This window comes from Collinsella sp. AM41-2BH (genome assembly GCF_003468085.1).
Taxonomy (GTDB): Bacteria; Actinomycetota; Coriobacteriia; order Coriobacteriales; family Coriobacteriaceae; genus Collinsella.
Map to the genome: position 1 here is coordinate 55,812 of NZ_QSGH01000001.1, position 11,727 is coordinate 67,538.

11 protein-coding genes are annotated in these 11,727 nt (G+C 59.8%); 2 read left to right on the plus strand and 9 right to left on the minus strand.

Going from position 1 to position 11,727, the window contains the following annotated elements; all coding sequences use genetic code 11:
* Positions 1-49: 49 nt before the first annotated feature.
* Positions 50-478: a 50S ribosomal protein L11 gene (gene rplK, locus DW899_RS00285; protein WP_022093893.1), complete on the plus strand. Its 429-nt coding sequence runs from the start codon at positions 50-52 to the stop codon at positions 476-478.
* A 117-nt stretch (positions 479-595) separates the two neighbouring features.
* The gene (gene rplA / locus DW899_RS00290; protein ID WP_022093892.1) at positions 596-1,303 is read left to right on the plus strand and encodes a 50S ribosomal protein L1; all 708 of its coding nucleotides are present in this window, start codon (positions 596-598) and stop codon (positions 1,301-1,303) included.
* Between the two features lie 125 nt (positions 1,304-1,428).
* On the opposite strand, the gene DW899_RS00295 is transcribed toward rplA, so the two are convergent.
* From DW899_RS00295 to DW899_RS00335, 9 genes are all read right to left on the minus strand, one after another.
* Positions 1,429-2,139, minus strand: coding sequence for a metallophosphoesterase (locus DW899_RS00295; protein ID WP_117799696.1), 711 nt, complete (start codon positions 2,137-2,139; stop codon positions 1,429-1,431).
* Complete coding sequence (locus DW899_RS00300) at positions 2,136-4,052, minus strand: BMP family ABC transporter substrate-binding protein (RefSeq protein ID WP_117799697.1); 1,917 nt, start codon at positions 4,050-4,052, stop codon at positions 2,136-2,138. Before DW899_RS00300 ends, DW899_RS00295 begins: the two co-directional genes overlap by 4 nt.
* Positions 4,053-4,146: 94 nt before the next feature.
* The gene (locus DW899_RS00305; RefSeq protein WP_117635370.1) at positions 4,147-4,914 is read right to left on the minus strand and encodes a mechanosensitive ion channel family protein; all 768 of its coding nucleotides are present in this window, start codon (positions 4,912-4,914) and stop codon (positions 4,147-4,149) included.
* 335 nt (positions 4,915-5,249) lie between these two features.
* Entirely contained in the window at positions 5,250-6,044 is a 795-nt protein-coding gene (locus tag DW899_RS00310) for an ABC transporter ATP-binding protein (protein WP_022093887.1), read from the minus strand.
* Positions 6,037-6,960, minus strand: coding sequence for an ABC transporter permease (locus tag DW899_RS00315; protein ID WP_117655043.1), 924 nt, complete (start codon positions 6,958-6,960; stop codon positions 6,037-6,039). Before DW899_RS00315 ends, DW899_RS00310 begins: the two co-directional genes overlap by 8 nt.
* A 204-nt stretch (positions 6,961-7,164) precedes the next feature.
* The gene (locus DW899_RS00320) at positions 7,165-8,145 is read right to left on the minus strand and encodes an ABC transporter substrate-binding protein (RefSeq protein ID WP_117799698.1); all 981 of its coding nucleotides are present in this window, start codon (positions 8,143-8,145) and stop codon (positions 7,165-7,167) included.
* Between the two features lie 160 nt (positions 8,146-8,305).
* Positions 8,306-9,091, minus strand: coding sequence for a hypothetical protein (locus tag DW899_RS00325; RefSeq protein ID WP_117799699.1), 786 nt, complete (start codon positions 9,089-9,091; stop codon positions 8,306-8,308).
* A 258-nt stretch (positions 9,092-9,349) separates the two neighbouring features.
* Positions 9,350-10,753, minus strand: coding sequence for an asparagine--tRNA ligase (gene asnS / locus DW899_RS00330; RefSeq protein WP_117799700.1), 1,404 nt, complete (start codon positions 10,751-10,753; stop codon positions 9,350-9,352).
* Positions 10,754-10,934: 181 nt separating this feature from the next.
* Positions 10,935-11,498, minus strand: a complete 564-nt coding sequence (locus tag DW899_RS00335; protein ID WP_117799701.1) for a PTS glucose transporter subunit IIA — start codon at positions 11,496-11,498, stop codon at positions 10,935-10,937.
* Between the last annotated feature and the right edge of the window lie 229 nt (positions 11,499-11,727).

Consider the following 11,727-nt stretch of genomic DNA (forward strand, 5'->3'; position numbering starts at 1 on the left):
GCTTACGATATAGCAAGTACTTCACACTCGTGATTCGAAAGGAATGACCATGGCTGAGAAGAAGGTTGCCAACGTCATTAAGCTCCAGATTCCTGCTGGTGCCGCTAACCCCGCTCCTCCCGTCGGCCCCGCCCTGGGCGCTGCTGGCGTGAACATCATGCAGTTCTGCCAGGCCTTTAACGCCGAGACGCAGGACAAGAAGGGCGACATCATCCCCGTTGAGATTTCTGTCTACGAGGATAAGTCCTTCTCCTTCATCACCAAGACCCCGCCGGCGGCTCACCTCATCAAGAAGGAGCTGAACCTCAAGTCTGGTTCCGCTAAGCCCCAGGCCGACAAGGTTGGTCAGCTCTCCCAGGAGCAGCTCACCAAGATCGCCGAGATCAAGATGCCGGACCTCAATGCCAACGACATTGACGCCGCCAAGAAGATCATCGCCGGTACCGCCCGTTCCATGGGCGTCACCATCGCTGAGTAGCGATTTCTTTAGGTAATGACGGGTGCCCCGACCGGGGCGCCCGTTATATGTGTGCAATAGGGCACACGATACGATGTGGGAGGGCATAAGCCCGTTTAACCACAGGAGGTAATGCACATGGCTAAGCATGGTAAGAGCTATAACGCCGCTGCCGAGAAGATCGACCGCGCCACGCTCTACACCCCCCTTCAGGCTGCCAAGCTCATCAAGGAGCTCGACACCGCCAAGTTCGACGAGACCGTCGAGGCCCACTTCCGTCTGGGCATCGATACTCGTAAGGCTGACCAGAACATCCGTGGTTCCATTTCTCTGCCCCACGGCACCGGCAAGACCGTTCGTGTTGCCGTCTTCGCCGAGGGCGAGAAGGCCCGCGAGGCCGAGGCTGCCGGCGCCGACATCATCGGTTCCGACGAGCTCGTCGCCCAGATCCAGAAGGGCGAGATCAATTTCGACGCCGCTATCGCCACGCCGAACATGATGGCCAAGGTTGGCCGCATCGGTAAGATTCTTGGTCCCCGTGGCCTCATGCCGAACCCCAAGCTCGGCACCGTGACCATGGACGTCGCCAAGATGGTCTCCGAGCTCAAGGCCGGCCGCGTTGAGTATCGTGCCGACCGTTACGGCATCTGCCACGTGCCCCTGGGCAAGAAGTCCTTCTCTGAGCAGCAGCTCGTCGAGAACTACGCTGCCCTGTACACCGAGATTCTGCGCGTCAAGCCCTCTTCTGCTAAGGGCAAGTACGTCAAGTCCATCTCCGTGTCTTCCACCATGGGCCCTGGCGTCAAGGTCGATCCCGCTGTCCAGCGTGACTTCCTGGCTGAGTAACTTCTAGTTACTGCCTGAGTACAGCAAGCATTGCTAAAGAAACCCGGTTCTGCCTTGTGCAGGACCGGGTTTCTTGCTATCGCGTCAAAACCACCATAAAGGGGACAGTGTCCCCTTTATGGTGGTTACCAGGGTGTTCTGGCTGTTGAAGACTCGATGGCTTCGTGGCGTTTGAGCTCGCGGCGCATCGTTTGTGAGTTGAGCCAAGCTGCTTGCCAGCCGCGGATGGGGTAGTGCGTCTGGTCGAGCTCAAACTGCGTATAGCCGCAGGCGTTGATGATCGTCGTTCCACACACATGCTGACGCTCGCGCTGAAAATCGCAACCGTAGCTTTGGTGCACATGCCCGTGCACCATGTAGTCGGGATTCCAGGATTCGAGTGCTGTGTTAAAACACTCGAATCCTCGATGCGGCAGATCGTCCAGATCACCCATACCGGCGGCGGGTGCATGGGTAAGCAGAATGTCGCACCCGCCGACCATCCTAACCTTACGCGACAGCTTACGCATGCGCTTGGACATCTCGCGTTCGGTGTACATGTTGGCGCCGTCGCGATAACGCATGGACCCGCCAAGGCCCGCAATGCGAATCCCTCGGTACGTGTACACGCTGTCCTCTACGCAGATACATCCACCCGGTGCATGACGTGCGTAGCGGTCATCGTGATTGCCGCGCACGTAGATGAGCGGTTTGTTGATGACCGTAACCAAAAACTCAAGATAGTCCGGGTCCAGATCGCCGGCGGACAAAATCAGGTCGACGCCCTCAAAGCGTTCCTTGCGAAAGCACTCCCATAGGCATCGTTCTTCGGTATCGGCTATGGCAAGGATTTTCATAGGGCGCGGACCTTCGGCTCATCGTCGAGCTGCGGAATGGTGCCTACCACGCTATCCGCCAGCCAATTCATCTCGACAATCTGCGTGCTCGGCAGCGGAGGGAAGCCTTCGATCTGTACCACGCCGTTCTGGCTGTGGAGCTCGCCGCCAAAGGGGTTGATGGATCCCTCGACAATGCCGTTGCGGAGCAACTGCACGAGTTTGCGCGTCTGGTAGGGTAGGCCCGGAGCGTAACGGATGTCGATAACGCCGGAGCTCATGCCATACCAGTAGTTGACGGCGCGCACTTGGTTGTCGTCGCTGGTCTCGTCCCACGTGCCGTGAAGAAGGCTGCGAACGATGAGCTCGTAGTAACGGCCCCAGTTCCATACGGGCATGGCGATGCCGGTGACTTTGCCGTCGACCAAGCGGTGAAGCCCGTAGGCCGTTGGGTCTTCGAGCGACTTTGACATGTCAGCGCCGGTCATGACGCTCACACCTTCGCGGCACATGGTCTCGGCAAGGCCTCCGGCGGGCACATCGCCCCAGGTCAGGATGATTTGCGCACGGGGGTCGAGCAGCGAGGCGCCAATCGCAAAGGCGTTGATCTCGCTGAGTGCGCCCGAGGCGAATACCGACGCGTGGTAACCGATGCGGTGGTTGTCCGCCATGCTGGCCGCAAGGGCGCCCAGCAGAAACTTGGCCTCGTACATCTTGCCAAAGTACGAACGGACGCTTTGATGGGGAAGGCCGATAGAGCAGTTGAGGAACCGAACCCGGGGATACTCAACGGCAGCCCTGAGCGTGTATTCCATCAGGCGGTGCGAGGTCGAGAAGATGACGTTTGCTCCATGTTTGACAGCCGTTTCCACGGCGGCGTAGAACACATCCGGATCGTGACAGTCCTCGAACGCCTCGGTGCGCACGATACCGCCAAAGTGCTCATCGAGATACTGACGCCCTTGGTCGTGCAGGCTGTCCCAGCTCGACGTCGCACAGGGGAACTCATGGATAAAGGCGATGCGCAGGGGGTTGGCCGTCGAGTAGACGGTCTTGCCCATAAAGAAGTTGAGCACGCCGGAGGTGGACTTGGTGGGCGCCTCTTCCTCATCGACGCTCGGCGCTTCGACAAGATCGACCTTGTCCTCGTCATTTTTGCCGGCAATGACCAGCTCGCGCCAAATCTTGCACAGGCGGTTTACGACGATGTCCGTCGGCGTATCCAGTAGACGGTCTTGGTTGTACACATTGAGGTAGACGAGCATGGCGTCGGCGGGCGTAATGTCCAGATGGTCGCCGCCGGCGCGCAGGTAGGCGCGCTTAAAGAGCAGGAAGGTGTGGCGCAGGTAGTCGACCTTTTTCTGCGGCCATTTTTCGATAAGATTCTGACCGAGCATCTTGGCGAGCGTTTCGTAGCTTCCCTCACGCGAGAACTCGATCTCGTATAGGGGGCAGACGCGCCAAAACGCGCAGAACTCGCCATAGAGGCGGCTTTCGACGGAATCCCATTTTCCAGGGTAGAGGCGGGTGACCTTGGCCGAAACCGTCGGGGCGTCCAGGAATTTGAGGACGCTGACGCGCTTGTTGCCCTCTTGGACGTAAAAGCGGTGCATGAACTCGGTGACGATGATGGGGTCGCGGTAGCCCTCGGAGATTTGGATATCGTAGAGGTTGGACCATTTGCGGGCGAATTCGGTATTCCAGGGGAGCAGCGGCATAAAGTTACACGAAAAGGCGGACTGGCGACCTTTGGTAACCGTGCCGACGACCATTTCGAGCGGAATGTCCCGCAGGCCGATGTTCTCGCGCTGCCCGCAGGGAAGCTGGGCGACCAAGCTGTCGAGGTCCGTAAGATATGGATGCTCGCTTTGGCTGATGGCGCGACGGCGTTCCTGTTCGCCGCGCTTGCGCGCTTGACGATAGGCCTCTTCCATGGTGTCTACTCCCTTAGTCGTTTAAACAACGATATGAACCATGGTACCACGATGCGAAACCACCACAAAGGTGCCTGTCCCCTTTGCGGTGGTTTTAGGCGATGATGGGGGCGATGGCGCGGATGCAGGCGTCGGCTGCCGTAAAGGTGGTGCTGTCGTCACTGACGATAAAGATGATCTTACCCTTAATGCCAAAGTCGCCGATCTCGCTAAAGAGCACGTAGGGTTCCTTGTCAAAGCCCGAGATGGGTGAAACGGCGACCTTGGTGGCACAGGCGAGCTCGTCTGCCAGCGCATCGAGCGAGTCCCACTTTGACGTGTCCTTCACCGCGACGGGAACGACAACGCGTCCAAAGGGCATGAGGTGCACGAGTGTGTTCTTGGAGATGTTGGAGTTGGGGACGATGATGGTCTGTCCGCAGGCGTCCTCGATGGTCGTGTGGCGCCAAGTGATGTCCTGGACCACGCCCGACACGCCGCCGACCTCGATATTGTCGCCGGGCTTGATGATGCCCATAAAGGTCACTTGCATGCCGCCGATAAGGTTTGATAGCGTGTCCTGAAAGCCGAGCGAGATGGCGATGCCGCCGACGCCAAGAGCGGCGACGAGCGCGTTTGCGTTAATGCCAAAGCAGTTGTCGAGGATAAAGCTGCCGCCGATCATCCAAATGACGGCACGCGCGATGTTGATGAAGATGCTCGATGCGGGAAGCGGGTTGTCGTCTCGGTTGAGTAGGTGGCGCAGGGTCTTGGATGCCACCTTGGCGGCGATGGCGGTGACTATTACCAAGATGACGGCCCAGATGATGTTGTGGACCCAGCGCTGCTCAAAGAAATGAAGAATCGGTTCAAACAATTCCATGTAGGGAAAACCTCCTAATGATCATTCAACCATGATACCCACCAAAAAGCCCGTCCGATCACATCGGACGGGCCGATAACTTGAGATGGGGTGGCCGCGGTGGCGTAAGCTGGGCCGCCGGCGAGCACGCCGGCAAGGAGTGCGGCGGTCAAGCAAGACGGGGAAGGAGTCTTCTCATGGCAGTTTCCTTAGTTCTTAACCAGTGGTTCCTGCTGACGCTGGATTATCGACATGATATGCGAAAACCGTCGCAAAGGTATCTGTTCCTTTGCGGCGGTTTTGACGTTTGCGCAGATAAAACCTGCCAAAATAAACCTGTCCCTTATTGGCAGGTTTTAGCTCAGCAGCATGCGGTCGTTGGCGAGCTCGCCGCCCGAGACCTCCTCGAACTTCTGCAGCAGGTCGGCGACGGTGAGCGACTTCTTCTCGTCGCCCGCCACGTCGTAGATAACGTGGCCCTCGTGCATCATGATCAGGCGATTGCCCAGACGGATGGCGTCATTCATGTTGTGCGTGACCATGAGCGTGGTCAGGTGGTTCTCGTCGACAATCTCCTCGGTCAGATTGAGCACCTTAGAGGCGGTCTTGGGGTCGAGTGCCGCGGTGTGCTCGTCGAGCAGCAGCAAGCGCGGCTTGGTGAGCGTGGCCATGAGCAGCGTGAGTGCCTGGCGCTGGCCACCCGAAAGCAGGCCGACCTTGGCGTTGAGGCGCGTGTCCAGGCCAAGGTCCAGGCGCTTGAGCAACTCAACGTACTCGTCCTTCTCGGCCTTGGTGACGCCCCACGAAAGGCCGCGACGCTGGCCGCGACGCTTGGCGAGGGCCAAGTTCTCGGCAATCTGCATGTCGGCTGCGGTGCCGCGCATGGGATCCTGGAACACGCGGCCCAGGTACTTGGCGCGCTGCGACTCGCTCAGGCGCGAGATGTCGGTGCCGTCGAGCTCGATAACGCCCGAATCGAGCGGATATACGCCGGCAATCATGTTGAGCAGCGTGGATTTGCCGGCGCCGTTGCCGCCGATCACAGTTACAAAGTCGCCGTCGTTGAGGGTAAGGTCGACGCCGGTGAGCGCGCGCTTCTCGGTGACGGTGCCCTTGTTAAAGGTCTTCTTGACGTGCGAGAGCTTAAGCATCTGCCTCATCTCCCTTCGTGTAGGAGCTGCGGAGCTTATAGCGCTCCCAAACCACGGGAACGCACAGGGCCACGGCGACGATCACGGCGGAGAGCAGCTTCATGTCGTTGGCGTCCATGCCCAGTTGCAGCACGATGGCGCGGATGAGGAAGTACACCACGGAGCCAAAGACGGCGGAGGCCAGACGGACGGAGAACTGCGTGAGACCGCCGGGCAGCAGGCGGCCGAGCACCTCGCCGATAACGATGGCGGCAAGACCGATAACGATGGCGCCGGTACCCATGCCAATGTCGGCATACTTCTGGCTCTGGCAGATGAGCGCACCCGAAAGGCCAATGAGGGCGTTGGAGAGCACGAGGGCGATCATTTTGGTGGAGTTGGTGTTGACGCCTAGGGCGCGGATCATGTACTCGTTGTTGCCGGTGGCACGCAGCGCCGAGCCGATCTCGGTGCCAAAGAACCAGTACAGGATGGCGACGATGGCCACGGCCAGCACAATGCCTAGGATAATGGCAACAGTGGACTGCGGCAGGCCCGTCATGTTGCTGACGGATGAGAAGATAGTGCCCTTGGCAAGGATGGGCGTGTTGGACTTGCCCATGATGCGCAGGTTGATGGACCACAGACTGATCTGCGTAAGGATTCCGGCGAGGATTGCGGGAATCTCAAAGACGGTGGTCAAGATGCCCGTGACGGCGCCCGCGATGGCGCCGGCGCACATGCCGGCCAGCACGGCGAGCAAGGGGTCGACGTTATTGTTGACGATGAGTACGGCGCAGACACAGCCGCCGAGGGCAAAGCTGCCGTCGCAGGTCATATCGGGGATGTCGAGCAGGCGGAACGTGATAAACACGCCAAGCACCATAATGCCCCAGAGGACGCCCTGCGAAACGGCGCCCTGCAATGCAATGAGCATGCTTCATACCTCCTAGGATAGGGTGGACACGTGATTTTCCATAATAGCGGTACCAATGCATAAAAGAGCTGCGGACGGATGTTTTGTCTCATCCGAAACAAGCAGGGCGAACGCCGGTCTTTAGCGTTCGCCCCAAGGACTCAGATATTGAATAACGCGGCTGTGGCGCGCGTGCGGGCCCTAGACGCGTTACCGCGCATGGCGCTACTCGTCCAGAGCGGAAAGGTCGATACCCAGAGCCTCGGCCATCTCGTCGTTCTTGACGACGACCAGGTCCTTGCTCGAGAGGTGCTTGATCGGCATATCCTCGGGCTTGGCCTCGCCCTTCAGGATCTTAACGGCCATCTCGCCCGCGGCGTAGCCCAGGTCCTTATAGTTGATGGAGAGGGTGAACAGGCCGCCGGCCATGCACATACCCTCCTCGCCGGTCACGAAGGGGAGCTTATTCTCCTTGCAGATCTGGCCGACCTGCGAAGCGCCCGCGGCGATGGTGTTGTCAGTGGGGGAGTACAGCGCGTCGACCTTGCCCACGGAGGACTCGACGACGGACTGAATCTCGTTGGAGCTCGAGACGGTGAAATCGGTGTACTCGAGGCCCAGCTTGTTGAGCTCCTTCTTGGCGGCTTTGATCTGGACGTCGGAGTTGGACTCGGCGGTGCAGTAGAGCAGGCCGACCTTTTTAACGTCGGGCAGGACCTTCTGCATCATCTCGAGCTGCTCGGCGACTGGGGTGAGGTCGGAAGCGCCCGTGACGTTGGTGCCGGGCTTGTCGTTGTCCTGGACCAGGCCGGAGGCGGCGTAGTCGGTGATGGCACAGCCCACGATGGGGATATCGGCCGTGGCGCCGGCGGCAGCCTGCGCGGCGGGCGTGGCGATGGCATAAATCAGGTTGACGTTGTCGCCCACAAACTTGTCGGCAATGGACTTACACGTGGACTGGTCGTTCTGGGCGTTCTTCTGGTCGATCTTGACCTTAAGGCCGCTCTCCTTGATGGCCTTGACAAAGCCGTCGTTGGCGGCATCGAGTGCGGAGTGCTCGGTGAGTTGCAGAACGCCGATGGTGTAGTCGGAACCGGCGGCAGCAGAGCCGGAACCAGAGTTGCCGCCGCATCCGGCGAGCGGGGCGAGCGCGAGCAGACCGGCGGAGACCAGAAGGCTCCTGCGGCTGATGGTGATGTCCTTCATATCATTACCCCCAGTATAAAAATGGCTGGAAACACTGCACTGGGACAAAGTGCAAGTGGAACTATAGTAGCGCTGATGTCCATTTTTACAACAGCCTGGCGGGTTTTTTAATACAGAATCGGATGGGCGGTACGGGTAGTCGAATGGGCGGCGGAGGGTCTTATGCGGCGGAGGAGGCATCGTCCTCGTCCAGGACGGCGAAGAGCTTCTTGCCGTCGAGGAGACGTGTGGTGACGTTTCTCATGCGGCCGATCTCAACGGTACGCAGCGTGTCGTCGGCGCCTCGCGCGTCATAGACCGTTCCCAGCAAATACGAGATGCCGTCTCGTTGCTTGATGGCAAAGGGCCGGAGTGTCATCCGCGCCACTTCGACCTCTCCGCGTGCCGTGACACTCGAAATATCAAAACTCACCGTGGTTCCGTGGTCGATGGCCTGCTCGATGAGCTCGCAGGCATCGATGCGCTTGACGGGCGTGCGTATGGCCTTGGTGGATTTGTCGCCTGCGCTTGGAGCAGGCTCGGGTGCATCGAGGTAGCCGCGAACGTCGGCACTCGCCATGGCGACCAGGTGCTGCGCCATGCTTTTTCGAATGGCGATGGGCGTAGAGCGGTTGCGCATGACCATGCCGTGGAGCCGGATGATCTCTTCGTCGGTGAGCGGACGGGTCAAGAGCCGATACCCCACGCCGCGCTTGTATTCAATTTCGTATCCGGCATGGCGAAGTGCGGAGATGGCGGTGTAGATGCTGCGCCGCGCCGCCGAGATGGGCATGCGGGCGGGGTCGTCGGGATGGGCGAGACGCCGGATCAACTCATCGGAAAGCATGGCCTTGTCCTCGCCGGTGTTTTCGCTTAATAATTGCAGGATGCGAACGGCGCGATAGGCTGCCATCGAGGCGGCGCCCCTCGTCGTGGTCTCGTAAGTTTCAACAGCGGTTTCGGTCATGGCGTCCACGTCCTTTCCGTTTTGGGTGGCGACGGTATGGAGCCTAGGGCGCGGGGCTTTCCCAGGGGTGCAGGACACTCCGGGCGGTCGGTAGCCGTCGGCAAGCGGCGGGTCGAGTTTTCAACAGCCCTGGTCAACTGACCAAAAACTTGCCAAAAGCTTGACGGATGTTGTTGAAAAAAGCGTCTCTCGACCGATGTCGAGAGACGCTTATGCGATGAGCGTTGGCGTGTGGCGACGCGAGCTAGCGTCCGACGATTAGAAGTCGGCGTTGCCCACGGTGCGCGGGTGCGGCAGGACGTCGCGGATGTTGCCCACGCCGGTCAGATACATGACCAAGCGCTCGAAGCCCAAGCCGTAGCCGGCGTGCTTGCAGGAACCGTAGCGGCGCAGGTCAAGGTAGTACTTGTACTGCTCGGGATTCATGCCCAGGTCCTTGATGCGGGCCACGAGCAGATCCAGGCGCTCCTCGCGCTGGGAGCCGCCGATAATCTCGCCGATACCGGGAACCAGGCAGTCGGCGGCGGCGACGGTCTTGCCGTCCTCGTTCATGCGCATGTAGAACGCCTTGATCTCAGCCGGGTAGTCGGTCACGAAGGTCGGGCGCTTAAAGTGCTCCTCGGTCAGGAAGCGCTCGTGCTCGGTCTGCAGGTCGATGCCCCAGCTGACGGGGTAATCAAACTGGTGGCCAGCAGCGACTGCCTGCTCCAGGATCTCGACGGCCTCGGTGTAGGTAACGCGGGCAAAGTCGGAGTTTGCCACGTGGTCCAGGCGCTCGATCAAGCCCTTGTCCACAAACTTGTTGAGCATGTTGAGCTCGTCGGGGCAGGTGGCCATAACGTCCTTAAGGACGTACTTGAGCATGGCCTCGGCGTTATCCATGTAGTCGTTAAGGTCGGCAAAGGCCATCTCGGGCTCGATCATCCAAAACTCGGCGGCGTGGCGCGTGGTGTTGGAGTTTTCGGCGCGGAAGGTGGGGCCAAAGGTGTACACGTCGCCAAAGGCCATGGCAAAGTTCTCGGCATTGAGCTGGCCGGATACGGTAAGGCTCGCGTGCTTTCCAAAGAAGTCCTGGCTCCAGTCAACCTCGCCGGACTCGGTGAGGGGCGGATTTTTGGGGTCGAGCGTGGTCACGCGGAACATCTCGCCGGCGCCCTCGCAGTCACTCGTGGTGATGATGGGGGTGTTGACGTAGACAAAGCCCTGCTCCTGGAAGAAGCGGTGGATGGCAGCGGCCGCGACAGAGCGGATGCGGAACACGGCGCGGAACAGGTTGGTGCGCGGGCGCAGGTGCTGCTGGGTGCGCAGGAACTCGACGGTTGCGCGCTTCTTCTGCAGCGGGTAATCCGGGGCGCTCGTGCCCTCGACCTCGATGGAGGTGGCAGAAAGCTCGAAGGGCTGGGGCGCATCGGGGGTCAGTTTGACGGTGCCGGTGCAAATGAGTGCGGCCGAGACATTTTGGTGGGCGATCTCGTCGTAGTTGTCGAGCGCCTCGCGGTTCATGACGACCTGCAGGTCGCGGAAGCAGCTGCCGTCGTTGAGCGTAACAAAGCCAAAGTTCTTCATGTCGCGGACGGACTTGACCCAGCCGGCGACGGTGACGGTCTGGCCGCCGAGCGACTCGGCATCGGCATAGAGCTGCGCGATTTTGGTGCGGTTCACGTATCCTCCCATAACGGTTGAATGATAGTTATCCATACAGTTCGGTATTCTAGCAGCTCGGCTCATTTGGGCTATACAGATAAGGCATTGGCGGGATGGTTTTTCAAACGAAAAGCGCCCGCGGCCAAATGGTCGCGGGCGCTTGACGAGGTGCCTTTTGGCTGTGTGGCGCGGGGCCTTGCTACTTGGTCTTGGCAACCAACAGCGGATCGCCGAGCTTGACGAGCGGATTGCCGCCGATAAGCGTGCCAGACTCGCCGACATGGTCGATACTCTTAAGACGATCGAGCTCGGAGACGATGACGGTCACGATGTCCTCGTGGCCGGCGGCCTTAATGGCGTCGCGGTCGAAGCTGATGAGCGGCTGGCCGGCCTTGACCTCATCGCCCATCTCAACAAAGCGGGCAAAACCCTTGCCGTTCATTTCCACGGTGCCCAGGCCGACATGGATGAACACGCGAAGACCGTCCTCGGTAATCATGCCGATGGAGTGGTTGGTGACGGTGGTGGCGCCGATGCGACCGTTGGCGGGCGCATAGATGGTGCCGGTAATGGGCTCGATGCCATAGCCCTGGCCAAGCATGCCCGAGGCGATCGTCTCGTCGGGAACCTCGTCCAGGTTGACGAGTACGCCATTGACGGGGGCATAGATGACGCCTTCGCGGGTGGCGAAGCTTGCTGCGGGCGGAACGGACGCCTCGCCCGACGAAGTGAACGTGGACTTGAGCGAATCGAGCAGACCCATAGATGCCTCCAACGTATCAGGCGCGCATGTTGCACGCGTGTGGTTTGCCGGAAACGTTTCGTACGTGTTTCCCAGCACGGTCAGCGCTCCTATTTTACGCTGTCCAACGATACCTCTGAACAACGATTTTGTGATATATCAGTTGAAGGCCAACTTATTGCGGGGGTGTTTCTGCGCCGCGGGCTCAAGTGGGGTACGCTAAGGTGCGAAAAACGAGTGCGCACGAATC